A 26509-nucleotide genomic window follows, 5' to 3' on the forward strand; every position below is an offset into this window, starting at 1 on the left:
CGTATTCCAACTCCGAAAAGCTCGATTGCATGGCGATCAACCCAACTGTGACGATGACTCATGATCTCAGACTCACGACCAGCACAGACGCCTCAGGCGAATAAATCAGCGCTTCCTTAAGACGCGACCTGTAAGTCCTTCGCATCACGAAGAAGCCGCGCATCGGTTCCGTGTACTTTCCAACTTGACTCTCAAATGATAATGATTAACATTTGCACTAAAATACGGAGAGATAATGACATGATGCGACTGAGTATCGATGCGTGGTTGGAGCGCAACACTCCCTATATCCGACTGATCGAATCCGAATCGGGGCATGAAGTCCTCTATATGGACAGCCACCAGATTCAGGCGCTTTTCGAATCCGGAGACATTACTCCACAAGAACTAGAAAAGTGTTTCAAATCGGATGGACAAACCCGCAGCGAACTAGTGACGGCTCTGATCGATCACAGCCGGGCATCGTCGGCGAATCCCGTACGATTGCAAGTCGCCGTATAGGGTGTGTTGTGACTGCAAACACACATGATCTAGACATCCTTCAAGGATCAGGAAAAACATGAACCAGAACCCGACAGAGCATCCGGATATCCACCTCCTGCAGGCTGCTTCCAGTTACCTGATGACGAGATATTCGCTGCGTAAATCTCCGGATACCGCGCAGGGAGTGGTCGATCATCTTAGGATGTTGCTGTCACGCCCTGAAATTCAGGCATCGGACCATTCCATGGTGGCTTATCAACATCTGTTGCACGAGTGGACAACAATACTGTCGAAACACCAGCAGCCTGAAAGCGCATATGGCGAAGTCAGACACTGAACCGCAAAATCTGCACATGTCAACATGATCGCGCGCAAAGCTCCGGACCTCACCGCACCAGTCGTACAGGGGAATCGAGAAATCGCCGAGGCGTGTTCGTAATCACCTGCCCTCGAATCGCTCTGAACCATTTCGCTTGACCTTCAAATGAGAATTATTGTCATTTATATAACAACACCGCTTATCAGTTCGAAAAGAGGCTGATTCATATGGACAAACAACCAGAGCAATATAATCTGTCATCAACATACCTACGGCTTCGCAATGATGCATCGATAGAACCGCTTCCAGTAGACGACTCGTTCTGGAACAGGATTATCTCAGGTGAGCTGGGCACGTTTCACAACGAATATCTGGTAACGCTTCACTCATTCGAGTCCGATTGGCCCAGTTGGGAAATGCACCCAAATGGTGATGAAATCGTCTGTCTCCTTAGTGGAGAGATGATATTTATTCTCGAACGACAGAACGAACACCGGAACGTCAAACTCAAAGAATGCGGTGCGTACCTCATCGTACCGAAAAACGCTTGGCATACGGCTAAAGTTCCCAGGCCATCACGGCTGCTCGTCATTACTGCCGGTGAAGGTACTGTACATCGCTAAGCAGATTGAAGAGCTCATCGCCCGATACTGCCTAGGGCCTCAATTCCATGCCACTGACCATTGCTCAAGCGGCGCACCGCTCGGACTGCCCCGCATCGACGATCCGTTATTATGAACGGATCGAGCTTTTACCGCCGCCGGCGCGCGGCGCCAATGGCTACCGCTACTATAACGATGTAACAATCGAGCGGTTGGCATTCATCAACCGGGCGCGCTCGCTTGACTTTTCAATAGCTGCCGTCTCCGATTTGTTGAAGCTGGCAGACCATCCACACGCCCCCTGCGACGAGATCGACCGCCTGCTCGCCGACCAACTCGCGAGCGTGCAACGCACGATCGATCAGCTCCTTCGTCTAAAAGACGAACTCTCAGAGTTCCAAACCACCTGCGAAGGCGGACACGCGATGTGCGACTGAGGCATACATACTGGCTGCGCTGTCGGCCCCCACCCCCGGCAGAATAGGCTGTATTCAAAGTCCCGCAACCTGACACTCATACCATCCTAAACGCCGTCGAAACGCGCGGTCGGCTTGCAAAGCTCTGATTGAATCTGGGCGAGCCAGATGGCAAGATGGAAGATGCGGATCTCTGCCGGTAACACCGCTATCAACGGGGTTCGCAACGCCGAAGCGGCGCTCTCCAGCCAGAAGGTCGCCGTTCATGATTTACTCAGAGTTTGCCTAGAAGCAGACCGCACTCATATTCACTCCCCCAACGCTTTCGTGCTATGAAACCTCACCGGCTGCGGCGCAGCCCGGCCGGCTTCGCACCAACGATAGATGCGAACACCACCGGCCGAAACCGGAGGCGCACTGCAACTGGAGCATGCACCACCGCCACAGCCGGAAGCGCAACCATTACCGAAGCCGAGTACGACCGGTTCGACCCGGCCGCGCCGCTGCCAATGCGCCAGCATGTCCTCGACCGTACCACGCGGCAGATGCAGAATTGCGGCGAGTTGGCTCGCTGTGGCTTCGCCCTCTTCCCGAAGGCGGTCGCGCACCGCGAAGAGCGGATTCACGATGCGGCCCCCAATAGGCTACCGTCAGGACGGGCGTTGCCATACAGCCTCAAGCCCACGATCAACAACGCGAACGCAGCCGACACTCCGCCGATCCAGAACGCCGAAGACTCGGAATGCTGCGCGAAGGTACCTACCTGGTAGATGACCGTTCCCGCGCCCCAGCCCAGACCGATGCCGTAGAGCATGGAGAACACCATCCAACCCCAGCCGACCTCGCGGCGCAGCGCGCCCATGGTGCTGGCGCAGGGCACGTACAGCAGCACGAACACCAGATAGGCGAGCGCCGACAGCGGCGTGAAGCCGGCCGCGATGGCTTTGAGAGTCGCGCTGTCCGCGCCGGACGCCTGCTCCGTCGCCTGCGTGGAGTCCAGATCGGAGAGACCCAGCGGGTCGTTCAGTGTAGTGATGAAGGTCAGCGCATTGGCAGGAATCGTCTTCAGCGCATCCACAAGTTGGCCGCCGATATCCGGGTGGCGGTAGGCTGCCATTAGATCGGCCGCGTTCTGGCGCTGGTAGATGCCATTGAGCGTGCCAATGACGATTTCCTTAGCCGCCGCCCCGGCGATCAGGCCGGACACCGCCGGCCAGTTGTTTTCCTTGATGCCCATGGGTTCGAACACCGGCACCAGCGCACGACTGCCCTGCGCCAGCAGGGAATGGTCGATGTCAGTGGTCTGGAGACCCTTGCCGGTCCAACCGATGCCGGGAAGGATGAACAGCACTAGACCGATGACCGCGATCACCCGGCCAACCCGGAACATGAACACCTTGAGCCGCTGCCAGCTCTGCAACAGCACGCTACGCACACTCGGCAAACGATAGGGTGGCAGTTCCATCACAAACGGCAAGGCTTCGCCGCGCACCGCGGTCTTGCCCAACAGCCAAGCAGTGAGCAACGCCACCACAATTCCCAGCACGTACAGCAGAAACACAACCTGACCACCGTTGCTTCGGAAGAACACCACGGCGAAGGCCATGTAGATCGTGAGCCGCGCGGAGCAAGACATGAACGGCTGCATCAACACAGTGAGCATGCGCCCGCGCGGATCCTCGATGATCCGCGAACCCATGATCGCCGGCACGTTGCAGCCGAAGCCGATTACCATCGGCACCAGCGAATTGCCGGGCAGACCAAGGCGGCGCATCAGTCGGTCCATGGCGTAGGCCGCGCGAGCCATGTAGCCGGAGTCGTCGAGGAAGGCCAGGAACAAAAAGGTCAGGCCGATCGGCGGAATGAAGGCAATGACCAGATTCAACCCCCCGCCAAGCCCACCGGCGACCACCGAGACCAGCCAGGCCGGCAAACCCAGCGTGTACAGCACATGGCCGACGCCATTGATCAGCAACGCGGCGGATGCCCGGTCGAAGAAATCGAGGAAGATGTTGCCGCCGCTGAAGCTGACCACGAACACCAGATACAGCACCAGCAGAAACACTGGCACGCCCAGCCACTCGTGCAGCGCGACGTGGTCCAACACTGCGGTCACCCGCTGGCGCATACCGACCTTACCGCCGCGGCGTATGGCGTGTTCGGCCAATTCGTGGGCCCAACCGAAACGGGTGTCGGCCAATACATCGGCAACAGCCTCGCCAGTAGTTGCGAACACCCGCTCTTCGACCGCACGCAGCACGTCGCGTACGATCACCGTCTTGGCTTCAGCCGCCCCCTCCAATAGCCGCAGCCCCTCGAAGCGACGACTTGCCGCGCTGCCTTCCAACGTCGCCGCCAGCGCGCGCAGCGCCTCCTCCACCGCCTGCGGATAATCGACCGCCACCGGCTTCGGCAGCGCCTCCAACGCACGTCCGAGCACTTCGAGCAGGTCTCGCTTGCCCCGCCCCGTACGCGCCACCATGGGCACCACCGGCACGCCCAGCGCCGCCGACAACTCCGCGACGCGCGGCTCCAGGCCGTTTGCTCTGGCTTCATCCACCATATTGAGCACCAGCAGCACCGGTCGACCGGTTTCCAGCAGTTCGGCGGTCAGCGCCAGATGGCGCTCCAGATTAGAAGCGTCGACGATGTTCACCACCAAGTCGACCTTACCCTCTAGCAGGAAATCTCGCGCGACGCTCTGGTCCTCGCCGCCCCCGCCCAGCAGGCTATAGACTCCCGGCAGATCGACGATCGAAGCCTTGCCGCCGGCAAGGCTGGCCTGGCCGCGCCGCTGCTCCACCGTCACGCCCGGCCAATTGCCGACGTGCTGATGCGCACCGGTGAGCAGATTGAACAACGTCGTCTTGCCACAATTCGGATTGCCGGCCAGCGCGATGACCGGGCCGCCCTGCGCGGAAACTGGGGCTAACGCATTATCGCTTTCATGACACGCGCTCATGAACGACCTCCTTGCGCATACGCGCTCACATCCGCGCAGGGCGACTTCTCGACACGGATACGCTCGACCACTCCGCGACCAAGTGCGATGCGTGCTCCATCGACCTGCAGCACCGCCCCGCGCTTACCGGGCCCATGAACCACCCGCACCTCTATGCCTGGCCGTATACCGAGCATACTCATGCGCTGTGTCATAAATCTGCCGCCATCGATTACGCGCACCTTGCCACCCTCGCCCAAACGCAAAGAGGACAATGCACGCCATTCTCCCGAAATACTCGCCACATCGCTCATCTGTCATCTCCAATACAGAATGCATTCGTACAGACCTGTGCCGCATCTCTGCACAAGGGGAAAGATGCAAATTCAACAGCACAACATGTGACAATGAGAATAATTATCAGTTCAGTTTTCAAGAATATTTTCTTACACCTCCTCTCGAGATCGCTCTACCATCGTTTCAATAAATTCAATATATTCTTAAATAACAATTAAATGGCCGATTTTATTGACAAGATGTCATCGATTCGATTGCCGAAAACCACGGTGGACGATGAAACAACCAACGCGTAGAAAATATCTAAAAAATCTATAGAAAATTTTATATTTATAGTATTTAACTATCAAATGAGGGGTAGAACAGTCGGCAACCTGAGCGTCTATTGAGACTCGCTCTGGCGAATATAACTTCAACTCGGTCAGTCTCAAAAAGACGGGAAGCCCACCTATGTCACCAATCCGCCTCGATCAGCTCAGATGGGTCGATATGACGTGAAATCTTCGGCAAGAAGATCAATACACACTACTCCACGATTCGGTTTTTCTGGCGATAGCACACCCAGCGAAGCCCTGAGCGCACACTTTCCCTCGAAACAGCTCTATACCCCCAGGTCCTAGCGAGCACTCAGCCTACCCTTGAGCGCACCCTCATCCGGAAAATCGGTCACATATGCGGGCTAGAAATTGCCCCCGACCGGCGCACTGCCAGTCGACAACGCAAGGTCGCACGCAAGCGAAACAATGGGTTACTTTTGGGTTGGCTCGAAACCTTATCCCACAACAGATCGGCCTCGCGAAAGGCGCTCGATAATCTTGGTCGATGCGTACACAACAAAACTCAACGTCGCAATCCAGGTGCTTGCCGGATAGCCGATGTAATAAGAACAGGCGATCCCACCCCAGGTCTCCAGTACGCCCATCGCCACCGCGATCACCAGACCGGAGTACGCGCCCTTGTTCAGCGCCTGAGCGGCGGCCGGCGGCCCCACTAGCAGGGCGAAGATTAGCAGCGCTCCGATGATCGGCACGGCGATCGCCGCAGTCAGTGCCAGCAGAATCAGGAACACCGTGTGCAGCAGGCCGACCGGCACGCCGCGCCCGGCGGCGGCTTCCTCGTTCAGGCTCATGAACAGCAGCGGCCGCACGATCAACCCCAGACCGAGCAACACGACGGCAGCCACGCCCACCGATAGCCAGGCCTGCCCCGCCGTCACCGCCACGATGCTGCCGAACAGGATGTTCATAGCCGCCGTGGCGTTGGTGGTGTAAAGGTTGAGGAAGAGAACGCCAAGCCCCAGCGAGAACATCAGCAGCATGCCAACGCCGACATCGCGCTCGCTGAGCCGCCGACCGGACCAGGCCAGCCCCAGTGCGACGAGCAGCGTGGCAGCGAACAGGCCAAGGTACGGACTCAGACCCAGCAGGATGGCGCCGGCGGCGCCGGTGAAACCGACGTGTGAGAGGGCGTGAGCGGCGAAGGCCTGGCGTCGCAGGGTGACGAAATAACCCACGCTGGCCGCCACCACAGAGATGGCCGTACCCGCCGCCAGTGCATGGCGCATGAACGCATATTCGAGACCGAGGATCATACGTGCGCGTGCTCGCCGCAATGGTGGTGCTGTTCGGCAACGAACCCCGTATCGACCCGAATAGACACCATGCCGTCGTGTTCGACGACCCGAACTGGTGCGCCGTACAGCTCGCTCAGCATCGGTGTGTGCAGCAGATCGTCGACGGAACCGAAACGCCCGCCGCCGTTGGCTAGATACAGCACGTTGTCCATGTAGGGCAGCAGGGGATTGATGTCGTGGGCGTTGATCAGCACCGTCATGCCCTGCTCCCGGCAGAATCGGTGAGCCAGCTGCAACAGCGACTGCTGCGACTGCGGATCGAGATTATTGAGAGGTTCGTCCAGCAACAGCATCCGCGGCGGATTGACCAGCACCTGGGCGATCCGCACCCGCTGGCGCTGTCCGCCGGACATCTTGCCCAGGGACAGCCCGGCCAGTTGCACGGCACCGACCTGCGCTAGGGCATCGTGCACAGCCTGACGCCGTGCCGCGCGCGAGCCGGACCAGCCCCAGCGCTCGCCCCGCCAGGCCGCCGCGACGTAGGTTGCCGCACTGAGGCGGCCTTCCGTCTCGGCCGATTCGCGCTGACTGACGTAGCCGATCTGTCGCCGCGCCGTGCGCAGCTCCGTGCCCAGCAGCCGCAACTGGGCGAAGCGTGCCGGCACCAGCCCTAGCAAGGCGCGAAACAAGGTTGTCTTGCCGGCGCCATTAGGACCAAAGACACCGACCAGAGCACCTTCGGGCATCTGCAATTGCAGATGCCCGAAGACCTGATGCCCGTTCAGCGTACAACTCAGATCGTCAGCTTCGACCGCAAACCCCTCGTTGTTCAAGAATACGCTCCCGGGGCGACTGGATTACAATGCCTTGCCGACGGCCTTCAGCGTTTCCATCAGCCACTGCGGATAACTCGTGTTGGGCGGTACGAATTCGTCCACGCCGACCACGGGAACACCACTTTCGTTGGCGATTTTACGCAACCGTTCGGTCAATGAATCAGTAACCTGCTGATTGTAGAACAGCAGCGAAACCTTATGCTGGCGCAGGCTGTTTTCATACCGCACCACTTCCTGAGGCGAAGGTTCGGAGCCATTCATCACCGAGAATTGAAAATGCTCGTTGAGGCTGCGATAGCCGAGTTCACGGATCATGTAGCCGGCCACCGGCTCAGTGGCCGTCACGTTCAGGCCGGGGTGCGCCATCATCACCTGCTGCGCAGCGGCATAGACCTGCAGCAAGGAATCGGCGAAGTGTTTCAGGTTGGCCTGAAACTCGGCTGCATGACTGGGATCGAGTTTGGCGAACAGTTCGGCCAAGTGACTTGCGGTCAGCAGACCGACGCGTGGATCGTAGAAGATATGCGGGTTCTGGTTGGACATCACGAGAAACGGATCGAGCTTCGCGGCGACCACGACCTGACGCGTTTGGTTGGGATTGGCGGCCAGCAGTTTGTCCATCCAGTCGTCATAGCCTATGCCGTTCATGACCACGACCTGCGCCTGCGCGACCCTGCGGGCCACGGCGGGATCGGCCTCGAACATGTGCGGGTCGACGTTGGGGTTCTTGATGATGCTGTCGACATGCACTTGGGATCCGCCGATAGCCTCGGCGATCACACCGTAGGTACTCTCGGCCGCGACGACCGCAATCGGTGCGGCGCTAGCCGCGCTAGAACACAAAGCCAGCAATACTGTGGACAACATAAAGGTCAATCGACGACCGATGATCATGGGGTGTTTCCCTCCGTTGTTGGTTGTTGGGCATTACGGCTGCCGCGAAGAATGGTATGTTATAGAATAACTTTCAACAAGTTCAAAGGTATCGATTCATCCGTGCAATTCTTGTGTTCTCGAAAAACCCAATCTGAAGAAAGGCATAACTGGGACAATCAAGATGACAGAACCACACGATCCGATCCCCGATGGCGACCAGGGTACGAAGTGTGACGCATCCTGCGCTCGCATTCTGGCGCAGGCCGAGCGGATCTGCGCCGAACGCAGCGTACGCCTGACCCCTCAGCGTCGGGCCGTACTGGAACTACTGCTCGCCTCCGACCGACCACTGACCGCCTACGTAATTCTCGATCAATTGCGCAAATCGGGGTTCAAGCCCGCTCCGCCCATGGTGTACCGCGCCCTGGATTTCCTCATGCAGCAGGGTCTGATCCACAAGCTGGAAAGCATGCATGCGTACCTGGGTTGCGAACACCCGAATCACCCACACGAAAGCCAGTTCCTGGTTTGCTCCGAATGCGGCGACGTACGCGAGATGGAACGCCGCGACGTGGTCGAATCCCTGCGCAGCGCCGAGGCGGCGCTAGGCTTCAAGACCGACCGAGCGGTGGTCGAACTGCTGGGCACCTGCGCCCAGTGCGCGCATCGGGATTCCAGCGCTTGAGTGATATCTGACCAAATCACCTACGACAATCAACAGCCTTGATGCGGTGCGCATCGGCAACTGCTGCTTTGCCCTTCACATCGGCCGTGGATAGCGTTCACAATCGGCGATAACCATCGTTCAAGATCACCGCTTTGACAACGCGATCCAAACCCCGGTTTTACTCTCTGCTGGCCATGACCCTCACTGGCATTGCTTACGCTATGTCGCCGGTCGCCAGCGCGCATCCGCATGTTTGGGTGAACTATCGCCTCGAGTTCATCTTCAACGCGGGGCGCCTTACCGCTCTGCACCAGCGGTGGATCTTCGATACCAATTTTTCTTCGATGGTGCTGCACGATCTAGTCAAGAATTATCGACGAGGCGAACCGTTAACTCCGCAAGAGACCGTAGCACTGCGCGATAATGCCTTCGCCAATCTCGCTCATTACGCTTACTTCACTCACGTCTGGTCCGGCACTCACAAGGCCAACATCGGCAAGGCACGCTCCTTCACTGCCAAGGTGGTCGACGATGCGCTCGAATACGATTTCGTCACGCCGCTCGCCACTCCGCTGGACCCGCACGCACAATCGATCACAGTCGGTATCTGGGATGACAGTTACTACGTCGACGTCGGTCCCACAATGCCGGTCAACGCGGCCGTCAGCCTGTCCGGCATCAGCGGCTGCCGCGCGCTGACTGCCAAGGACCACACCCACCCACTGTACTTCGGCGCGGCCTTCCCCTACACCGTGAGGATCAGCTGCTCATGACCCTGCAAAACTTCCAGGCCTGGGCCTTTGCCTTGCTGTTGCCACTGGCACTGTTGACGAATCCGGCGCATGCCGTCGACTACTTCGGCAAGCCGGACGCGCCACCGGACGGTGCCAGCGTAGCCACACCGGTACCCGTCGAATCCCGCATCGTCCTGCCGGAGCCATTGAGCACACTCCTCGGCGCGGCGATCCGCCTGCAGAGCAACCTCAACGCACGCCTGCGAACCGAGCTGGAAAGCGTCCGCGACGGACACTCCTCGGGAGCAGCGCTCACCATCATCCTGGCCTCGTTTCTATACGGCGTTCTACACGCCGTCGGCCCCGGTCACGGCAAGGTCGTCGTCACCAGCTACCTGCTTAGCCGCCGCACGCGCTTCGTTCATGCCCTTGGCATGAGCAGCATGGCCGCCGCCACCCAGGCGCTCACAGCCATCGCCCTAGTCGGCGTGCTGGCTGCCCTGTTCGGCACCACTGGCAAAGCTATCCTCAACCACGCCGCCACGATCGAACTGGCAAGTTACGGTGCGATCGCCGTGCTCGGGCTCTGGATGGCATGGAATGCCCTCAGGCCGAACGCGCTCCTGAGTTGCGGCTGCGTTGCAAATCGCCAGGACGCGCATGTGCATCACGACCCGGACCACGAGCATGAACACGACTCTACCCAGGCAGGCAGGCACATCGGCGGATGGACGCACCTGGCAGAGATCATAACTACCGGAGGGTTTGCCGGCCTGCGCCCCTGCTCGGGCGCGATCCTGGTCCTGCTGTTCACGCTCGCGAATGGCATCTTCCTGATCGGGGTGGTCGCGGCCGTGGCCATGAGTATAGGCGTTGCCATCACCGTGGCGTCGGTCAGCATCGGCGCATTCGGTATCAATCGGCTGATCAGCACAACGGGACAGGGCCAGCGCTGGACCGAGTACGTTGGGCGTGGCGTCGCATTTGCCGGAGCATTGGTGATCGCTGCGTTCGGGGCGATAGCTACGTTAGCGCTTTCGACCGGTGTCATCGCGCCAATGGTCGGATAATCCAGTGACTACAAAAAACGCATGTGACATCCGCCCATCAGCAAGCCCTGCTCACTGAAATTGTCGTCTAGGTATAGCAGTTTTGAATAATATGGAAAGATGAAAGCCTCCGTTCGACTTTATTTGTAATTGGTTGTTATTAAGGCCAAGCGAAAACTCGAGCGGCTGATTCATCTCTCCAGCCCATCATCTCGGATTTCATGGGTGTATATGCCTGACCTTCGCGCATGTTCCCAGATGAACTGATGACGTATCGTATTTTGCGCACATTTTGAGGAGGCGGTGGCTCATGCGGTGAAGTTGGATTGTCGAGATTCAACAGCCCACAGAGGAGACCACCACCCGACAGAGGATAGCAAGAAGGGCCTGGGCAAAGTCGTGCAGATCGACGAGAAGCGGATCAGCGACCCCCTAGGCGAGCGGGTCCGAGGAACGGTCGAGGAGACACTCAATGGCCTGCTCGATGCCGAGGCGAACGCGCTGTGCGGGGCGCAGCGCTACGAGCGCAGCCTGGAGCGTACCGATTACCGGGCGGGCAGCTATGCTCGCAAGCTGCACACCAAGGCCGGCGAGGTGACCCTGAAGATGCCCAAGCTGCGCAAGCAGGCGTTCGAGACGGCGATCATCGAGCGCTACCGCCGGCGCGAGAGTTCGATCGAGGAGTCGATGATCGAAATGTATCTGGCCGGGGTGTCGGTACGCCGGCTCGAGGACATCACCGAGGCGTTGTGGGGTACGCGCGTCTCCTCCGGCACCGTCTCCAAGCTCAACCAGAAGGTGTACAAGCACATCGAGGCGTGGCGCAAGCGACCGATCGAGGGTGAGTATCCGTACGTTTACCTCGACGGCCTGGTACTCAAGCGCAGCTGGGCCGGAGAGGTGCGCAATGTCTCGGTGCTGGTGGCGTTCGGCGTCGGCGCCGACGGCTACCGACGCATCCTCGGCGTGGCCGAGTGCCACAAGGAGGACAAAAGCGGCTGGGGCGGCTTTCTCAAACACCTCAAGGAGCGCGGCCTTGGCGGCGTGATCTCGGACGCTTGTCTGGGTCTGACCAAGTCGCTGCACGACGACTACCCCGAGGCTCAATGGCAGCGGTGCACCGTGCACTTCTATCGCAACGTGTTCAGCCACGTGCCCAACGCCAAGGTCAAGGAAGTGGCGCGCATGCTCAAGGCCACCCATGCGCAGGAAAGCCTGGCCTCGGCGCAGATCAAGGCCGCCGACATCGTTGCTCAACTCAAGCAGATGCGCATGAGCAAAGCGGCTGACCTGGTCGACGAAGCGATCGAGCAAACGCTGACCTACTACCGCTTCCCCGCTAACCACTGGGTGCGCATCCGGACCAACAACCCGATGGAACGGATCATCCGCCAGATCCGACGCCGAACCCGAGTGGTCGGCGCGTTCCCGGACGGTCAGTCGGCCTTGATGCTGTGCGCAGCCCGATTGCGGCACATCGCAGGAACGAAATGGGGAACACGGCGCTATCTGAACATGCAGCCGCTGTTCGAAACCACCCTGGAATCAACCACCGCCTGAGTACTGCCAAATCAAAAGTGCGCAAAAAATTGGACACTACCGATAAACTGTAGGCCCTGATACCTAAGCCTTATGTCCAGACGCGCAGCTTCGCGTGCTGTTGATGCTCGGTCTCGACGACTTCATACCGCACGAATACCCCCATCTTAGTCCCCGCGGTGCAGGCTGTAGGCGGGTGAGCCGGGTATGGCTACTCGTGTTCACCATTGCGCTGCACAACCTGCCCGAGGGCATGGTCATCGGTGTGTCCTTCTCCCATGGCGATATGAGCATGGGTCTACCGCTCACCACGGCCATCGGTGTCGTCAGCGGTTTGATGGAGCCGCTAGATGCGCTGCTCGGCATCCAACTGGCCAGCGGCATGGCGCTCGCCTACCCCATTGGGCTCGGCCTGGCAGCCGGCTCCATGATCTTTGTCGTCTCTCACGAGGTCATCCCCCAAACCCACCGCAACTGACATCAAACGCCGGCCAGTATCGGTTTGATGGCCGGTTTTGTTCTGATGATGCCGCTTGACACAACGCTCGGGTGAAATCGCGAGTCTGTGCCTGGAACTGAAATCTCATTCGAATCCGTATTGCATCACCGCAAGTCTCTTTGCGACTCATTTCTAAGCGTCGGGTTCCACCCGACCTACAACCGCGACGGGTGATGACTCACAGCAGTATCGACGGTGTCCCTTCAGTTCAATCAGGTTCATTTCTACTCAATCCTCCACCACACAGATCTCGCGCCGCCACACCCCCAATGCGGTGCGCACGACCAGCATGACTAGCACTGCACTCAGCAAGGTCAGCAACACATAGGACAGGCCGCCAAGGAATGCATAGCCACTGCGCGCATAGAACAGCATAGTGGCAATGGTCATGGCAGCCAGCGGGAAGGAATACGCCCACCAGGACAGGAAAAACGGCAATCGGGCGAACTGACGGACTTGAGTCAGCAGCAAGAGGGTAAGAAACAGCCCCGTGTAATACAGCACGCGGGCAAAGCGGTCCACCTCGCCGGTCAGCGCCACATAGGCAATGAAGCCCACGGCCGGTGGTGCGATCAGGATAAACAAAGTGGGCACCATGCGCGCCGGCAGCGAACCATGAAAGATCACACGGTAGAACACGATGGTCGCCAGGATCAGCCAGAACATCAGGCCGATACTGAAGAAAAACCACGACACCTCGGGATGGGCGAACTGCATGCCGGATACCGGAATGAGGATATTGCCCACCACCGGTATGAACCAGGCCGGATTCATGTGCTGAATAGTGAAGTGCGTATGGTGAATCCACACCGACATCACGTACAGCGTGGACAGCAAATGGATACTCGCTCCGATCAGCCAAAGCACCGAGGCCACGTTCGGCAGTTGATGCATAAAGGCGATACTCAGAAGAATCAATCCGATCGAAATGGTTGGAAAGAAATTCAGCCGCACCGGGTGGCCTAGCTCTGACATGACCTCAGCGCGGTAGCGCAGCAGCTTGGCGAGGTACAGCGCGGCGATGACAGTGAAGGCGGCTACCGTTGTGCAACGCAAGCCAGCGCCGACGATCCATGGCATGCCTAGCACGTCGGTAGCGCGCAGCCAGGCGATGGCCACCCCTGCCAAACCCATGACCACAGCGAACCAGGCGATGGAGAAATGCTGTAGACGGTTGTTGTGCTGTTCCATAGTCATCATGCCCCTGACGCCGGCATGTTTGCACATGCCGGCAACCCTTCTGATCAGTCTGTCAGTCCGCGACTACGCCGCGCGCCCAGGCTTCCATGGAGTCGTTCGCCGCTTTCACCGGTGCCTCCAAGAAGGTCAGCACAAAGTGTTCCGCCAGCTCCACCACCCCAATAGAGCGCGGGCGGACAGCCATGACCTGCGGGTTCGGCAGCTGGATGCCGAAACAGAACACCACGTTTTTCGCTGCCCGAATACCTTCGGCAACCTCGCCCTTGGGCAGTGACTGGGTGTGGGCATAGTGGTCGAACTCGGCAATAAAGCGGGCCGCAGGATGTTCCCCGATCTTCTCCTTGAGGTAGTCGACGATTTCATCGACCGACGCGAAGCGGCATTCATCTTTACCCACTTCGAGCGTGTAAATCGGGTATTTTTCCTGGAACATGGTCTGTTTCATTGGTGTCTCCTCTAGAGTCATAAGCAGCAGGTTGCATGCTTTACCCGAGTAGACTACTCAGTTAATAAGAAAAACGCAATATGCTTATTAAATGTTCTTATGTGTTTATTTATTTATATAGATCAAATGCTTATCAATCTACTTCATTCATTCGAGTGTCATCGTACTCATCCAGACTGACCAGCGGCTTGTTGCTGAAAACAGCTAACTGATCGACTAGTTGATCAATGTCCAGATGATACAGGCCTACATCCGCCTCAAGCCGCTGACCGGACTACGCCGCAGCGACCTTCTCCGTCTCGCCATGTCGGACATTCACGAAGACGGCATACACGTAACCCCTCACAAAACGGCAGGCTCGTCCGGGAAGCGCATCGTCATAGAGTGGAACGACGACCTTCGCAACGCCGTCAAAGCTGCGAAAACGAACCGTTCCGTGAACATCGGCCCCTTCCTGTTCTGCAATGCCAAAGGCCAGGGCTACATAGACGAAGACACCGGTACGGCCAACGGTTGGGACAGTATGTGGCAACGCTTCATGGTCCGCGTACTGAATGAAACCGAGGTAACCGAACGGTTCACCGAACATGACCTCCGCGCCAAGGCGGGATAAGATGCCGAAAGCCTGGAACATGCGCGCGCCCTTCTCGCCCATGCATCCGACAGCACGACAAAACGCATCTACCGGCGCAAAGCCGAACGCGTAAAGCCTTCGAAGGGAGTGTGAAACACGCCGTGAATAGTACAGATGGCCGTCAATAGTACAGAGGCATAAAAAATGCGGCTAGGCAAAAGCCGTAGCCGCATGATTTATAAATCAAAAATGGCGCGCCCGGAAGGATTCGAACCTCCGACCACCTGGTTCGTAGCCAGGTACTCTATCCAGCTGAGCTACGGGCGCTGAAGCTGCAGAATTATGCTGATACCAACTTTGTTCGTCAAGAGTAGATCAGCCATCCAAACCTGCATCGGGAATCGAGATGCGCCGTTCGACGTCCCCGCTCATCGGCAGGGGCGCAATTCTATTGAGACATTCGCAAGTATGTCAACCAGCCTTCGGTCCGGCCGTCGTCAGCCCGATCAGGCGAGAAGCGGGTAGACAAAGCCGACAGGTATCGCCCACCTCCGGTACGCGCTCGCCGACCGGGCGCTGCGCTTCGAACACCGCGCCACCGTCTAGCACGCATTCCAGCGCCCATGCCGCCCCCAGGTTACGGATGCGACGCACCCGCGCCGGCAAGCTAGCGCAACTTCTCATCAGACTCACATGTTCCGGACGTATCCCGATATGGCTGACGGCTTCCGGCACCGGCCTCTCCATACGCAGCTCTCCCCAGTGACCGCGTACGAGACATCCATCACTGGCTTCGACCTCCAGCAGATTAGTCCAGCCCAGTGCGCGCGCTGCCTGCACGGTGTGCGGTGCCTCCAGTACGGCATCGGTTTCGCCATCCACATGTAACCTCCCGCCGACCAGGACGCCAACCCGCTGTGCCAACTCGCGAACGTCTTCCAGATCGTGCGTCACCAGCAGCACGGGACGCCGCCAGCCCGCCAGCGACTCGTGCAGCAGCTCGCGCAGATGCCGACGCAAGCTGGTATCCACCGCGGAAAACGGCTCGTCGAGCAGCAACACGTTGGGATCGGACGCCAACGCCCGAGCCAGCGCAACCCGCTGGCGCTGGCCGCCCGAAAGCTGATGCGGGTAACAGCGCGCAACGTCGTCGACCTGCAGGCGCCGCAACCATTCCTGGGCGGCATCTCGGCGCTGCCTGGGAAGGGCGTAGGCGGCGTTGTCCAACGCACTCAGATGCGGAAACAGCGCATAACTCTGGAACACCATGCCGACGCCGCGCCGCTGCGGCGGCAGTACCACACGGCGCTCCAGATCCAGCCATGCGCGGCGGCCCTGGCGTATCCAGCCATGCTCGGCAGTTTCCAAGCCCGCGAGTACGCGAAGCACCGTGCTCTTACCGCCGCCGGACGGCCCCACCAGAGCCGTCACGCACCCCGCCTTCAGGTGCTGTGCGACATCCAGGGAAAACCCGGACCGACGCAGGGTAAAGGCATAGCTCAAGTCATCCAGATCAGTCATCGGCAGGACACAGGCGGATGCCGATGTCGGCCGGCGGCGCCTGATAAAGCGAACTGAGTACGAGACCGTCAACTCCCGTAGCCGCATACTCAGCGACGTTGTCCAAACGGATGCCACCCGCAGCCAGTAGGCGCAGATGCGGATATTCCCCGCGCAGTTGCGCAACCCAACGTGCGAGCACAGCAGCCGGCTGCTTGTCGAACTGCAACAGGTTCGCACCCGCCTTCGCCACCAGTAGCGCCTGTCCCAGATCTCCCACCTCGGCAGCCAGCGACTTCTCCACCAGCGAGTCGCGCAGGCCTGGCAACAAACCGCTCAGACCCTCCGCACCGCCACAGAAGGCCATGTGTTGAGGAAAAGCGAGGAATGTTTCCGAGGTACCCAGGCGATGCATCTGCGCACCACCAGCGGTTATGGCCTTGACCACGATCTTCTTCATGCCCGGAGGGCTCTTGCGCGTAGCCAGCAGTTGCACGCGCGGACGCGCAGCCCTGGCGACATTCAGCACGGTCCGTGTATGCGAGGCAATGCCACAGGCATATTCGAGCAGGTTTTGCACGGGCTTCCAGGCCCGGAACAAACCTCGCGCCGGCCCCTCTGCGCGCAACAGAATCTTGCCGTCATCCAGCGCGGTGCCGCTCACCGCACACAAGGCCACCCGTCCGTCGCAGCGCTCGACCAATCGCCCCGCTTCCTCGGTACAGGCGCACACCGTCGCGCCCCGCACATGGGCCTCCAGGCGAGCCGGCTGATCGCCGAGCCTCAAGCACTCCGTGGTCAGATCGCCGTAGGGAGAATCCTCGTCCAGCCATGCGTCGAGCAGCGCGTCGGGGAAATGCATCATGCAAGATAGCCTCCTGATTGATTAGCCCTTAGCGTAGGATTCGCCCCCCGCGCAGGGCGATGAACAACAGCAGCGAAGCCGCTCCTAGTACCAGGGATAGTCGCTCCGCGCGGCCGAAATCACCGTTGAGCACGGCGTTGTAGACCGCCAGCGACAGTGTCTCCGTGCGGTTCGTGATATCGCCGCCGAGCATCAGAGTGATGCCGACCTCACCCAGCGAGCGCGCCACGGCCAGACCCAGGCCGGCCAGCACGCTGGCCCGGATGCCTGGCAGAACCACGCGGAAAAAGGTCGCCAGCGGCGACTTTCCAAGCGTGTACGAGGCTTCGATGAGTTCCTGCTGACTGCTCTCCAGCGCGGCTTGCACGGGTTTGACGATCAGCGGCAGACCGGCCAGCAGCGAGGCCAGCGCCACGCCAGCGAAACTGAACACGAAACTGAAGCCCCCAAGCTTCGCAAGCCAGGTACCGAGCAGCGAATCGCGCCCCAGCACGAGCAGCAGCAGGAACCCGAGCACGATGGGCGGGAACACCAGTGGCAGGCTCACGAGCGCTTCCCATAACCCTCGCAAGGGCAGCCGCGGACGGCTCAGTAGATAACCCAGGGGCACGCCCAACAGCAAGAACAGCGGTGCGACCACCAGCGCGACAGCCGTCGACAACGTCAGCGGGTCCATGTCCTTCCTTGTCAGCGCAGGCCGTAGCGCACCAGAACGGCGCGCGCCGCATCGCCTTGCAGATATTTCAGAAAGGCTTGTACCTGCGGACGCCCTTCATGTCCTCTGGCCGCGCCGACCACGATGCGAATCGGGGGATACAGTGAACGATCGACCCTGCGATAGGTGCCGATGCGCTTGCCCAGGGAGCGCGCATCGCTCAGGTTGATGAACCCGGCGTCGATCTCGCCGGTTGCCAGATAGGTGCCTATCTGGGGCACCGTCGCACCGCGTATCAGCTTCGACTCGACTCTGGCGTAGAGTTTCGCGCTGCGCAGCGCCACTTGCGCCATACGCCCATAAACCGCCCCCTGGTTAGGTAGCCCGATGCGGGTGATATCCCCCTCCGTCAACCGTGCCAACGGTCCTGGACGCACATCCTTGGCATAGGCCAACACCAAGGTCCCCTGACCTATGGTCCTCAGTGATCCGAGCACCGTAGAGGTTTTCAAAAAGGCATCCTGGCCGATCGCGAGATCGATCTGTCCGCTGCGCTGCAACTGCGAGAGCACGCCGCGCATATTGCTGAACACCGGCTGGACCGCTATGCCGGTCTGCGCCGTGAAGTCCTTGTAGATCTTCAGCAGCGGAGCGCGGTAGCCAGCGCCGGCGGCAACCATCACTTCCTGGGCCAAGGCGAAGCCCGGAAACAGCGCCAGCACGAATAGAAAGGCGATGCGATATATCTTTTTCATTATATTTCTCTGTATATAACGAGTGACATATGATACTGCACGCGCAGGCGACCGCAAGAGGGGCGCGCCTAAGCGCTGCAGACTATGAGTTAGACGGAAGCGTTCAGCCGCCCTCCTGTGCGGGGGCGGCTGCGGGCATCACGCCGGCACGCAGGTACCGGATACCGGACACACGTCTGCGCATTGCGGCGTATCGAAGATACCGTCACATTCGGTGCACAGGTCCGGATTGATATGGAACATGCCGCGCTTTTCGTAGATCGCTTCGTTGGGGCAAACGGGCTCGCACATGCCGCACACGGTGCATTGCGAGTCGATGATTTTGTAAGCCATGGAACGTACTCCGCTGGGTGTTGATTGCAAGTCAGGTATTGCAAGACGGATGCCGCATGGCTAACTTCAAAAAACGACAACATATTCAAATAGATATAAAAAATCCGAAAAGAAACCCGCAATGTCGGACCAAGCGGGGATTGTCGGCTTTACGACAATCCCCCAACTCAACCGCCCAACAGGTGTTCGTAGCTCGCGCGCAGCAGTTCGAGTTCAACCGCCGCCAGGTCGCGCGCCTCCAGCAAAGTGATGAACGCCCCCCGACACCGCTCCGCGGCCGCAAAGGGCGGATCGATGCCGGCAAGCTGCAGCAGCACAACGGGGCGTTCACCGCCATCAGGCAGCAACAGGCGACGGCGGAACTCCCCTTCCCCGCTCACCACCCCACCCGGCAGCCCCAGCCAACGCGCCAGCTCGCGCGCCCAGGCGGCAGAATGCGGCGCCACCTGCGGCTCGCCGTCGAGCAGACGCGCTCCATCCGGCAATGCGTCGAACAGGGTCACGCCCCACGGCAAGCGCAGAAAGCGCACCAGTGCGCTTGTCGCATGCTTGTGATACGCCAGCAGACAGGGCTGGAGCGTAGCGCTCACGCCCGAGGCTCAGGCTTCCAGCTCGGCATGGCTGTGGCAACCCTTGGGGCAGACCCGCGAGCACGCACCGCAACCGATGCAGTCGAGTTCGTTGGCGATGGCCATCACCATGGCCTGATCGTCGTCATCGTAGTCATCATCGTCGTCGTCCCACTCGCGCTCGGAAAGCGTGAACACGTCGCGCGGACAGACCTTGAAGCAGCGCCCGCAGCCGATACACAGACTCTGATCGAGACTGACGATGAACTGCGGCGTCCACTCCGCACCGCCCCGGGTCAAGCCGACAACCGCACTCACGACACCGTCTCCCCGGCAGCGCGTGCCGTCTCCAGCCGCGCGACCGCCTGCTCCCACTCGCGGCAGGCGTCGAAGGTAGATTGCGACATCCCCGGCAGTTCGGCGTAGGCCGCAGGCAAGCGGTCTTCGACCAGATCGTGTAGCTGCGAGGCCCATTCGGAGGCTATGCGCTTGCGCTTCTTCACCTCCTTTTCCAGTTTCCTGAGCGCTTCCTCGTCCATCTCGCCCCCCCTCAGAGACCGGCCACTTCCGGGTATTTTCCGACGATCTCAAGCGCCACGGACAGATACTTGTCGCCCTCGTCCTTGAGCTTGCTCAGCGTCGGGAAACCGAAGCGGTGCACGTCGCGCAGCGGGCGATCCAGTACCACCAGTTTGCCGACAGTGATCAGGGCGCGGCCGAAGCCCTCGTGCGAGAGGTGCACCATGGGCACCGCCATCAGCCCGCACTCCTTTTCGATCTGCACCGCCACCGCGTTGTAGAAGGCGCTCACGCGCGACAACGTGACCTCGTCGGGATCACCGACCACCGGAATCTCACGCTTGCGCTCGGGGGTGAGCACCAACGGCGCCAGCAGACGCTCGGCCGGCCAGTCGTCGTAGCTGCCGTAGCTGTCCAGCGCGCGCAGCTGGCGTACCATTTCCTTGATGAAGTCGGTCTGCAGGACTTCGGTTTCGACCTGCTCGGCAACGGCTGTCTCGCTCATTTCATAGACTCCTGAAGTTGCTTGATGCCTCAACAGTCGCGACCGACCGCTGAGACGGAAACTCACTCCTCCCAGCCTTCGACCTCCATACGGTCGAAACGGTCTGGATCGGCGCTGAGCCGAGGGGTCGTGCGCACCGGCCACGGCAGCTCGCCGCGGCGCAGCGCCTCGCGGATCAGGGCGAGCTGCGCGCCGATCGACGTACCCTTGTCCACTTTCACCGCACTCACGCCGACGCCCACCAAGCGGCGCATCGCGGAGCCGCCGACCGCCAGGCAGTACACGGCATCGCAGCCGTCCAGCGCGCGCAGCTTGTCGTCGAGCTTGTCCTCGTTGCCGTCCTGCACCAGACGCCCGAACTCGACCGCCTCGGCCAGCGCGCTGTGCTCTTCGCTGACGTCGTAGATGGCGAAAGCGCGTGCCGAGCCGAAGTGCTGGTCCACGGACCCCATGTCAGCCGTGGCGAAAGCGACGCGGTAGTGCGGCATGCGATGCTCCTCAATGACAGGTCGTACGAGTCGCAGACGGCGTTGCATCGCCATGCCCCATGACCTCGTCGCCCACACGGGCGTAAATGGAACGGTAGGGTTCGATCTCGTGATGCGCGTGTTCGGCGAGCATGATGTTGGCCAGCTCGAACAACGTCTGGCACGTACCGCGGTAGCCTATCCAGCAGCGCTGGAAGCCGCCCAGGTAGTCGTACTGCGGAAACCCGGCACGCAGCAGCGGCAGCCTCAGGCGCCGCGCCGATTCGCCTAGATGCGAGTTGCCAATCAGCAGCTCGGCGCCCCTGTCGCGTGCCGCGTTCTCCAAATCCTCCAGATCGCCGATCACGACCTGCGCCGGTGCGGCGGCTTCCACCAGTTCCGGCGTGCGCACCGGGGCGACGGCGGCCACCACCTCGGCTCCCATGCCGCGCAGCAGCTGCGTGAAGGCCAGCAGATAATCCGGGTCGGCGGCGATCGCCACGCGCCGCATGCCGAGCATGAAGTGCGTGTCGAGCATGGCGTCCTGCAGTTGGCAGCGCTGGCGCTCGAGTTTCTCCGGCACCGGCCGTCCCGAAATCCGCGCCAGCACGTCGACCAGTTCGTCCGTCGCTTCCAGACCCATCAGGCTGGCGAAGCGGTAATCGGGCACGCCGGTGCGCTCGTGCAGCAGATCGGCGGCCTTGCGCAGCGAGCCGCCGAGCACCAGCGTGGCCGCGGCGCAATGCAGGTTGCGGAACTCATCCACCACGAGACCGCCGGTGGTCAGCGGACTGAACTCGTCCGGCGCCAGATGGCCATCCAGCGAACCGGACAAATCCGGCACGACCACCGGACGCAGCCCGAAGGACTCGATCAGCTCCTTCAGCGCCTCAACGTCGCCCGGCGTCAGCAGCGAACCGGCCAGCACGTTGACCTGCGCCGGCCCGTCGCTGCAATGCGGCGCGATACCCGGCGCAGACGGCACGAGCTGCTCGATCATGGCATGCACGGCCGCCGCATAGCCCGTCTCCAGGCAGCCGGTGAAATCCGGCGTCGGCACGGCGACCACCGCCGTATCGGCATGTTCCGGATAGCGCTCGCGGAATACCTTGACCATGCGCTTGACGTCCGCACCCTGCGTCTCGGACAGGCCGGTGGTGCACAGCCCGATCAGCGCGGGCTTGTTCTTCCCGGCGATGGTTTTCAGCGCCTCGACGATGTTCTCCTCGGCGCCAAGCACCGTACTGACCTGATCCATCGCCGTGGTCTGCAGCGGGATCGGCTCTCGGAAGTGGCGCACGAAGAACACCTTGGCGAAGGCCGTGCAGCCCTGCGAGCCGTGCATCAGCGGCATGGAGCGGTCCACGCCGAGAAAGGCCAGGGTCGCCCCCACCGGCTGGCTGGACTTGAGCGGCGCGACCGCCATCGCCTTGCGGCGCTTGATGATCTCAGCCATTGACCACCTCCACCGCGGACATGACGTGCCAGGGCGCGGGCTTGCGCACCGATTCCCACATCGGCGACTCCAGCGTCAGCGCGAGCTGGCGCGCCAACTCGGCCATGCCGTCGTAGCCGGCGTAGGCGAACTCGCGTTCCTGGTTGATGTCGAGGAACGGGATGCGTGCCTTGAGCGCGGTGTACATATTGCGTCCGCCGGCGATGAGGATGTCCGCACGGTACTCGCGCACGACGTTGAGCAGGTTGGTCGGGCTGCCGTCGTCGATCATCTTGGTCTTCTCGCCCATGATCTCGCGGATGCGCGCCTTGTCCTCCTCGGTGGACTTCTTGGTGCCGGTAGCCACCACGTCCAGCCCCAGATCCTGCAGCGCCGAGACCACCGACCAGGACTTCACGCCGCCGGTGTAGAGCAGCACGCGCTTGCCGCGCAGGCGCTCGCGCCAGGGTTCGAGCAGCGCGGCGGCGCGCGCCTCCTCGCGCGCGATCAGCGCCTCGGTACGCACGGTGAGATCCGGATCGTTCAGCAGGCGTGCGAAGTCGCGCAGCGCCTGCGAGGTGTCGGCCACACCGTAGAAACTGCCCTCGAACCAGGGCACCCGATGGTTCTCCTCCAGCTTGCGCGCGACGTTGAGCAGCGCCTTGGAGCACACCACCATGGTCGCCTCGGCGCGGTGCATGGTCTGGATGTCGCGAAAGCGCGCGTCGCCGGACAGCGAACCCAGGATGCGCAGGCCCAGCTCGTCGAACAGCGGCGCCACGTGCCAGAACTCGCCGGCGATGTTGTATTCGCCGATCAGGTTGACGTCGTGCACGCGCACGCCCGGCCGCTGCAGCGACTCGGGCACCGGCCCCGGCTCGCGCGTGCCGATCACATACTTGAACATCGCCTCGCCGGCCAGCCGGTTGCCCATGTTCTTGGTGCCGTAGAAGCCGGCCGCGTCCACCGGCACCACCGGCACGCCCCAGCGCTCCTGCGCCGCCTTGCACACCGCGCCCACGTCGTCGCCGGTCACCGCCGGCACGCAGGTGTTGTAGACGAACACCGCCGCCGGCGCGTAATCGTCGATGGCCTGCTTGATCGAGTGGAACAGCCGCTTCTCGCCGCGGCCCATGATCACGTCCTGCTCGGTGAGATCCGTGGTCATGCCCAGGCGATACAGCGTCGGCCCCGAGGAACGCGTGCCGCGGTTGTCCCAGGAGCTGCCGGCGCAGGCGATCGGTCCGTGCACGATGTGCGCGACGTCGGCGATCGGCAGCAGCGCGATCTGCGCCCCGTCGAAGGCGCAGCCGCCCGCCGTGGCCCCCGGCTTCGGCTTGGTGCAACCGGACTTCGACTTCTTGTTGTGCGAGCAGGCCGGTTCGTCGAGCAGGGCCTGGATATCTTCAGGCTTCATGGCGGGCTCCTTGGGAAGGTCGTTGCAATGAAAGATTGCAACCGGTGTGCCATGCCGCTAGAGCCCGCCGTTCTTAGATCTCTTTAGTCAATTTCGAAACGAAAATAGAACAAATAGTTTTTATTTTTCAAAGTGATAAATACACTTCCACTTGGATACCCAAGGGCCGCCATGGCGACTGCAAACCTCCAGCACTACTTTGTCGCAAAGCCGACAGGCGCAACAATTCGGTTACAGCCCCTGTGGTAGATGCCCCGAACGACTATCGATCTTCAAGTGGCAACTTCAGCCACGTCAGAGGGTCGCAGCTGATGCAAATAACTCTTCTGGAGACTTCCAGCGAGGTTGGTCGGCTATGCGTCCAAGCCATGCCCGGACGCCGGGCCATTGATCGACATCCAATCCCGCTTCGTGGAGCCAGAAGAGGTAGCCGCTACAGGAAAGGTCGGCAATCGTGAGACGGTCGCCAACGAGGAACTCGCTGGACGAAAGCGCCTTGTCGAGAACGGCCAAGTCATCCACGGCGCGGCTGTGAAGGAAACGTTCCAGATCGGGAGGAAAGTCTTCGAGGAACCGTTTATAGAGGCGCAGATTGGCTATGGAAAAGCCGATTCTGTTGCTCTCCCAGAAGAACCACTCCCCTACGCGCAGCGCCTCGTCTGCAGCCGTTTTCGAGAACGGCGCGAGTTTCGCGGCGAGGTATTGAAGGATGTTGTTCGACTGGCATAGATACACGTCACCGTCGACCAGTACCGGCACTTCTAGAAATGGGCTGACCGCACGGAAATCGGCGCTGCGCTCCGGCCCGGGTATCGAAAGATCGACCTCGACGAGATGGTAGGGAGCCGCCGACAGTTCAAGCAGCAACGCCACTTTGTAGGAATGTCCCGAATACCGATTGCTGTAGAGCTTGTACATACGAATCTCCTGCGTTTCGCATGGGCACGAAGCGCATGCCGCTCAGGTTTCTCAACCCTGTATTCAAGCGATGCCCATTCGACGGAGGGAACGCCGCCAGGCGCCGACTATCCGCCAACCGCGATGAGCTTGCACACATAAGCCAGGAACTCATCGTCGTCCGGAAGACCGGCATCCGTAATCGCCAAGGCACCTTCCATTTCCATATGACCGCGCAGAGCGCCTTCCGGGAACAGGTCTTGAAATCAAGCACTAGCGAACTACGGTTCTGGCTTACCGAAATCTGACAACAATGCTCGATTGCAGGACCCTAGCTACGCATGTCAGCCCAATGCACGAAGTTGGCCGTCTTCTCCTTCATGAGCGCTACTTCGAGCAAGCGCGCTTGGCGCAATCGCATCATCGTGCAGTGCGCTGTTTGGCCATTTCCCGCTCGACGCCGAATTGCCCGGTGTATTCCGGCTCGGGCAATCGATGCGGATCGTCGGGTTCGATACGACAGGCGGCCTCGATCTCAGCCGGCCAGACGGGCGGCTTGGAGGTTTTCATCACCAGCCAGCGGGTCAAAGCTTGCAACGCGGCGAATGGCCACAGCACGATGCGTAGCGCCCCGGTGGCTTCACCAACCTGCCGGGTCTTGCGGTTGAAGCGGATGGGATAGTAGGTGTGGGTAAAGAAATCCTTGCTGAGGATTTTAGTTATAAAGAATAAAATCCACCCAACAACGAACAGGGAGAGCATGGAAATCCCTATTATGTTTGCTTTGTTCAGATCCAACGCGAACGCAAAGACAAGGGGAAGGCATATTGAGGCGACGGTTGCCAACGAAAAGGCAAGCGTGCTCGCCCCCCCTCTCAACAGAAACCTGCGCCCCACAAACTCTGCGTAGGTCGAGTTAAATGCGACCAGAGTCGCATGGTTATTCGGTTTTGTTCTGTCCTGCTGCTGACGAGGTAATGCTGCATCCGTCTCCGCCTGCACAAGTGGACGGTTGATCGGCCATTTGCTGGTCCAGCCGCTGTACATACTTCATTCCTCCTTTAACAACGCATCGTAGGCCAGCGTCTGTGCATGGAGGTTGGGGAATTTCTCCCCGCCCAATGCGTGCTTACCGAAGATTACCAGTGCCAGACCACCGGAAATCAAAGTTGTGAAGGAAAGAATGATGGAAAGCATACCCAAAGAAAAACCGAGAAATATGCTTCCCCATCCAAAAACCACGTCTCCGTCGTTTAATGACTCATAACCTTCCCACATTTGTAGCAACCCCGCCAAAACACCCCCAACCACTCCCAGCAGCTTGCCGGCGCCGGATAGCAAATCCGCCGCATTACCAAACGCGCCGAATGACAATCGTTCAGCCATCCTGGAGGCTGACACACCCCAATCCGTCTTCTCCAAAATCGCCCCGCCCATCTTGCCCACCTCGCCGAGGAATGCGCTGGCACCGGCGACCAGGTTGCCGACGGTGGTCCAGTATTTCGCCCCCTCGGCCTTGCCCAACTGACTCATGATGTTGCC

At 60.3% G+C, this 26509-nt stretch carries 32 protein-coding genes and 1 tRNA gene; 8 read left to right on the forward strand and 25 right to left on the reverse strand.

Annotated features, from left to right (window positions below; translation table 11 throughout):
- The first annotated feature begins 240 nt into the window (after positions 1-240).
- From P8014_RS15540 to P8014_RS15550, 3 genes are all read left to right on the forward strand, one after another.
- Positions 241-501: a hypothetical protein gene (locus tag P8014_RS15540; RefSeq protein WP_337818244.1), complete on the forward strand. Its 261-nt coding sequence runs from the start codon at positions 241-243 to the stop codon at positions 499-501.
- 58 nt (positions 502-559) lie between these two features.
- Positions 560-820, forward strand: a complete 261-nt coding sequence (locus P8014_RS15545) for a hypothetical protein (RefSeq protein WP_337818245.1) — start codon at positions 560-562, stop codon at positions 818-820.
- Positions 821-1472: 652 nt separating this feature from the next.
- The gene (locus P8014_RS15550; protein ID WP_337818246.1) at positions 1473-1841 is read left to right on the forward strand and encodes a MerR family transcriptional regulator; all 369 of its coding nucleotides are present in this window, start codon (positions 1473-1475) and stop codon (positions 1839-1841) included.
- A 287-nt stretch (positions 1842-2128) separates the two neighbouring features.
- Here P8014_RS15550 and P8014_RS15555 read toward each other — a convergent pair whose 3' ends face one another.
- From P8014_RS15555 to P8014_RS15580, 6 genes are all read right to left on the reverse strand, one after another.
- Positions 2129-2446: a FeoC-like transcriptional regulator gene (locus P8014_RS15555; RefSeq protein WP_337818247.1), complete on the reverse strand. Its 318-nt coding sequence runs from the start codon at positions 2444-2446 to the stop codon at positions 2129-2131.
- Positions 2443-4782 (reverse strand): Fe(2+) transporter permease subunit FeoB, encoded by a 2340-nt coding sequence (gene feoB / locus P8014_RS15560; protein ID WP_337818248.1) that lies wholly within the window; start codon positions 4780-4782, stop codon positions 2443-2445. The genes P8014_RS15555 and feoB overlap by 4 nt, the downstream gene beginning before the upstream one ends.
- A complete protein-coding gene (locus tag P8014_RS15565; RefSeq protein ID WP_337818249.1) occupies positions 4779-5075 on the reverse strand; it encodes a FeoA family protein in 297 nt (98 codons plus the stop codon). Before P8014_RS15565 ends, feoB begins: the two co-directional genes overlap by 4 nt.
- Before the next feature lie 755 nt (positions 5076-5830).
- The gene (locus P8014_RS15570; protein WP_337818250.1) at positions 5831-6649 is read right to left on the reverse strand and encodes a metal ABC transporter permease; all 819 of its coding nucleotides are present in this window, start codon (positions 6647-6649) and stop codon (positions 5831-5833) included.
- On the reverse strand, positions 6646-7464 hold the full coding sequence (locus P8014_RS15575) for an ATP-binding cassette domain-containing protein (protein WP_337818251.1): 819 nt from the start codon (positions 7462-7464) through the stop codon (positions 6646-6648). Before P8014_RS15575 ends, P8014_RS15570 begins: the two co-directional genes overlap by 4 nt.
- Positions 7465-7488: 24 nt before the next feature.
- Positions 7489-8361: a zinc ABC transporter substrate-binding protein gene (locus tag P8014_RS15580; RefSeq protein ID WP_337818252.1), complete on the reverse strand. Its 873-nt coding sequence runs from the start codon at positions 8359-8361 to the stop codon at positions 7489-7491.
- Positions 8362-8524: 163 nt separating this feature from the next.
- Between P8014_RS15580 and P8014_RS15585 the strand changes: the two genes are divergently transcribed.
- The 5 genes from P8014_RS15585 to P8014_RS15605 all read left to right on the forward strand — a co-directional run bounded on the left by P8014_RS15585 (position 8525) and on the right by P8014_RS15605 (position 12810).
- Entirely contained in the window at positions 8525-9028 is a 504-nt protein-coding gene (locus P8014_RS15585; RefSeq protein ID WP_337818253.1) for a transcriptional repressor, read from the forward strand.
- Between the two features lie 203 nt (positions 9029-9231).
- Positions 9232-9783 (forward strand): DUF1007 family protein, encoded by a 552-nt coding sequence (locus P8014_RS15590; protein WP_337818254.1) that lies wholly within the window; start codon positions 9232-9234, stop codon positions 9781-9783.
- A complete protein-coding gene (locus P8014_RS15595; RefSeq protein ID WP_337818255.1) occupies positions 9780-10814 on the forward strand; it encodes a hypothetical protein in 1035 nt (344 codons plus the stop codon). The genes P8014_RS15590 and P8014_RS15595 overlap by 4 nt, the downstream gene beginning before the upstream one ends.
- A gap of 366 nt (positions 10815-11180) precedes the next feature.
- Positions 11181-12353, forward strand: coding sequence for an IS256 family transposase (locus P8014_RS15600; protein ID WP_337818274.1), 1173 nt, complete (start codon positions 11181-11183; stop codon positions 12351-12353).
- A 103-nt stretch (positions 12354-12456) separates the two neighbouring features.
- Positions 12457-12810, forward strand: coding sequence for a ZIP family metal transporter (locus P8014_RS15605; RefSeq protein WP_337818275.1), 354 nt, complete (start codon positions 12457-12459; stop codon positions 12808-12810).
- Positions 12811-13059: 249 nt separating this feature from the next.
- Here the strand turns inward: P8014_RS15605 and P8014_RS15610 are convergent, their stop codons facing one another.
- From P8014_RS15610 to P8014_RS15700, 19 genes are all read right to left on the reverse strand, one after another.
- Complete coding sequence (locus P8014_RS15610; RefSeq protein WP_337818256.1) at positions 13060-14031, reverse strand: SLAC1 anion channel family protein; 972 nt, start codon at positions 14029-14031, stop codon at positions 13060-13062.
- Between the two features lie 52 nt (positions 14032-14083).
- Entirely contained in the window at positions 14084-14476 is a 393-nt protein-coding gene (locus P8014_RS15615) for a DUF6858 family protein (protein ID WP_337818257.1), read from the reverse strand.
- 274 nt (positions 14477-14750) lie between these two features.
- Positions 14751-15131, reverse strand: a complete 381-nt coding sequence (locus tag P8014_RS15620) for a hypothetical protein (protein WP_337818258.1) — start codon at positions 15129-15131, stop codon at positions 14751-14753.
- Between the two features lie 169 nt (positions 15132-15300).
- Positions 15301-15377, reverse strand: a tRNA-Arg gene (locus tag P8014_RS15625).
- A gap of 144 nt (positions 15378-15521) precedes the next feature.
- Entirely contained in the window at positions 15522-16571 is a 1050-nt protein-coding gene (locus P8014_RS15630) for an ATP-binding cassette domain-containing protein (RefSeq protein ID WP_337818259.1), read from the reverse strand.
- Positions 16564-17415 carry a ModD protein gene (modD, locus tag P8014_RS15635; RefSeq protein ID WP_337818260.1) on the reverse strand — a complete coding sequence of 284 codons (852 nt, stop codon included), beginning with the start codon at positions 17413-17415 and terminating at the stop codon, positions 16564-16566. Before modD ends, P8014_RS15630 begins: the two co-directional genes overlap by 8 nt.
- A 28-nt stretch (positions 17416-17443) precedes the next feature.
- Positions 17444-18091, reverse strand: coding sequence for an ABC transporter permease subunit (locus tag P8014_RS15640; RefSeq protein ID WP_337818261.1), 648 nt, complete (start codon positions 18089-18091; stop codon positions 17444-17446).
- An 11-nt stretch (positions 18092-18102) separates the two neighbouring features.
- Positions 18103-18825 carry a molybdate ABC transporter substrate-binding protein gene (modA, locus tag P8014_RS15645; protein ID WP_337818262.1) on the reverse strand — a complete coding sequence of 241 codons (723 nt, stop codon included), beginning with the start codon at positions 18823-18825 and terminating at the stop codon, positions 18103-18105.
- Positions 18826-18963: 138 nt separating this feature from the next.
- Entirely contained in the window at positions 18964-19158 is a 195-nt protein-coding gene (locus P8014_RS15650) for a 4Fe-4S binding protein (RefSeq protein WP_337818263.1), read from the reverse strand.
- A gap of 167 nt (positions 19159-19325) precedes the next feature.
- A complete protein-coding gene (locus tag P8014_RS15655; RefSeq protein ID WP_337818264.1) occupies positions 19326-19748 on the reverse strand; it encodes a hypothetical protein in 423 nt (140 codons plus the stop codon).
- Between the two features lie 9 nt (positions 19749-19757).
- Positions 19758-20045, reverse strand: a complete 288-nt coding sequence (gene fdxB, locus P8014_RS15660) for a ferredoxin III, nif-specific (RefSeq protein WP_337818265.1) — start codon at positions 20043-20045, stop codon at positions 19758-19760.
- Entirely contained in the window at positions 20042-20266 is a 225-nt protein-coding gene (locus P8014_RS15665; RefSeq protein ID WP_337818266.1) for a CCE_0567 family metalloprotein, read from the reverse strand. The genes fdxB and P8014_RS15665 overlap by 4 nt, the downstream gene beginning before the upstream one ends.
- Positions 20267-20277: 11 nt before the next feature.
- Positions 20278-20751, reverse strand: a complete 474-nt coding sequence (locus P8014_RS15670) for a NifX-associated nitrogen fixation protein (RefSeq protein WP_337818267.1) — start codon at positions 20749-20751, stop codon at positions 20278-20280.
- Positions 20752-20813: 62 nt separating this feature from the next.
- Positions 20814-21239: a NifB/NifX family molybdenum-iron cluster-binding protein gene (locus tag P8014_RS15675; protein WP_337818268.1), complete on the reverse strand. Its 426-nt coding sequence runs from the start codon at positions 21237-21239 to the stop codon at positions 20814-20816.
- Positions 21240-21249: 10 nt separating this feature from the next.
- The gene (gene nifN / locus P8014_RS15680) at positions 21250-22674 is read right to left on the reverse strand and encodes a nitrogenase iron-molybdenum cofactor biosynthesis protein NifN (protein WP_337818269.1); all 1425 of its coding nucleotides are present in this window, start codon (positions 22672-22674) and stop codon (positions 21250-21252) included.
- Complete coding sequence (nifE, locus tag P8014_RS15685) at positions 22667-24070, reverse strand: nitrogenase iron-molybdenum cofactor biosynthesis protein NifE (protein WP_337818270.1); 1404 nt, start codon at positions 24068-24070, stop codon at positions 22667-22669. Before nifE ends, nifN begins: the two co-directional genes overlap by 8 nt.
- Positions 24071-24364: 294 nt before the next feature.
- Entirely contained in the window at positions 24365-24988 is a 624-nt protein-coding gene (locus P8014_RS15690; RefSeq protein WP_337818271.1) for a glutathione S-transferase family protein, read from the reverse strand.
- A 399-nt stretch (positions 24989-25387) separates the two neighbouring features.
- Positions 25388-26014: a hypothetical protein gene (locus P8014_RS15695; protein ID WP_337818272.1), complete on the reverse strand. Its 627-nt coding sequence runs from the start codon at positions 26012-26014 to the stop codon at positions 25388-25390.
- 3 nt (positions 26015-26017) lie between these two features.
- Positions 26018-26509: hypothetical protein (locus tag P8014_RS15700; protein ID WP_337818273.1), on the reverse strand; the 492-nt coding region annotated here is incomplete at its 5' end.

The organism is Acidihalobacter sp. (genome assembly GCF_037381185.1).
GTDB lineage: Bacteria > Pseudomonadota > Gammaproteobacteria > DSM-5130 > Acidihalobacteraceae > Acidihalobacter_A.

Excerpts from the sequence above, each read along its gene's own strand:
- P8014_RS15570 (WP_337818250.1), bottom strand. The coding sequence starts at position 6,649 with ATGATCCTCGGTCTCGAATATGCGTTCATGCGCCATGCACTGGCGGCG.
- P8014_RS15665 (WP_337818266.1), bottom strand. The coding sequence starts at position 20,266 with ATGGACGAGGAAGCGCTCAGGAAACTGGAAAAGGAGGTGAAGAAGCGC.
- P8014_RS15615 (WP_337818257.1), bottom strand. The coding sequence starts at position 14,476 with ATGAAACAGACCATGTTCCAGGAAAAATACCCGATTTACACGCTCGAA.
- feoB (WP_337818248.1), bottom strand. The coding sequence starts at position 4,782 with ATGAGCGCGTGTCATGAAAGCGATAATGCGTTAGCCCCAGTTTCCGCG.
- P8014_RS15580 (WP_337818252.1), bottom strand. The coding sequence starts at position 8,361 with ATGATCATCGGTCGTCGATTGACCTTTATGTTGTCCACAGTATTGCTG.
- P8014_RS15650 (WP_337818263.1), bottom strand. The coding sequence starts at position 19,158 with ATGGCTTACAAAATCATCGACTCGCAATGCACCGTGTGCGGCATGTGC.
- modA (WP_337818262.1), bottom strand. The coding sequence starts at position 18,825 with ATGAAAAAGATATATCGCATCGCCTTTCTATTCGTGCTGGCGCTGTTT.
- P8014_RS15605 (WP_337818275.1), top strand. The coding sequence starts at position 12,457 with ATGCTCGGTCTCGACGACTTCATACCGCACGAATACCCCCATCTTAGT.
- nifN (WP_337818269.1), bottom strand. The coding sequence starts at position 22,674 with ATGGCTGAGATCATCAAGCGCCGCAAGGCGATGGCGGTCGCGCCGCTC.
- P8014_RS15630 (WP_337818259.1), bottom strand. The coding sequence starts at position 16,571 with ATGACTGATCTGGATGACTTGAGCTATGCCTTTACCCTGCGTCGGTCC.
- P8014_RS15590 (WP_337818254.1), top strand. The coding sequence starts at position 9,232 with ATGTCGCCGGTCGCCAGCGCGCATCCGCATGTTTGGGTGAACTATCGC.
- P8014_RS15675 (WP_337818268.1), bottom strand. The coding sequence starts at position 21,239 with ATGCCGCACTACCGCGTCGCTTTCGCCACGGCTGACATGGGGTCCGTG.
- P8014_RS15595 (WP_337818255.1), top strand. The coding sequence starts at position 9,780 with ATGACCCTGCAAAACTTCCAGGCCTGGGCCTTTGCCTTGCTGTTGCCA.
- P8014_RS15550 (WP_337818246.1), top strand. The coding sequence starts at position 1,473 with ATGCCACTGACCATTGCTCAAGCGGCGCACCGCTCGGACTGCCCCGCA.
- P8014_RS15540 (WP_337818244.1), top strand. The coding sequence starts at position 241 with ATGATGCGACTGAGTATCGATGCGTGGTTGGAGCGCAACACTCCCTAT.
- nifE (WP_337818270.1), bottom strand. The coding sequence starts at position 24,070 with ATGAAGCCTGAAGATATCCAGGCCCTGCTCGACGAACCGGCCTGCTCG.
- P8014_RS15620 (WP_337818258.1), bottom strand. The coding sequence starts at position 15,131 with ATGGGCGAGAAGGGCGCGCGCATGTTCCAGGCTTTCGGCATCTTATCC.
- P8014_RS15610 (WP_337818256.1), bottom strand. The coding sequence starts at position 14,031 with ATGATGACTATGGAACAGCACAACAACCGTCTACAGCATTTCTCCATC.
- P8014_RS15670 (WP_337818267.1), bottom strand. The coding sequence starts at position 20,751 with ATGAGCGAGACAGCCGTTGCCGAGCAGGTCGAAACCGAAGTCCTGCAG.
- P8014_RS15695 (WP_337818272.1), bottom strand. The coding sequence starts at position 26,014 with ATGTACAGCGGCTGGACCAGCAAATGGCCGATCAACCGTCCACTTGTG.
- P8014_RS15545 (WP_337818245.1), top strand. The coding sequence starts at position 560 with ATGAACCAGAACCCGACAGAGCATCCGGATATCCACCTCCTGCAGGCT.
- P8014_RS15690 (WP_337818271.1), bottom strand. The coding sequence starts at position 24,988 with ATGTACAAGCTCTACAGCAATCGGTATTCGGGACATTCCTACAAAGTG.
- P8014_RS15585 (WP_337818253.1), top strand. The coding sequence starts at position 8,525 with ATGACAGAACCACACGATCCGATCCCCGATGGCGACCAGGGTACGAAG.
- P8014_RS15565 (WP_337818249.1), bottom strand. The coding sequence starts at position 5,075 with ATGAGCGATGTGGCGAGTATTTCGGGAGAATGGCGTGCATTGTCCTCT.
- P8014_RS15640 (WP_337818261.1), bottom strand. The coding sequence starts at position 18,091 with ATGGACCCGCTGACGTTGTCGACGGCTGTCGCGCTGGTGGTCGCACCG.
- modD (WP_337818260.1), bottom strand. The coding sequence starts at position 17,415 with ATGATGCATTTCCCCGACGCGCTGCTCGACGCATGGCTGGACGAGGAT.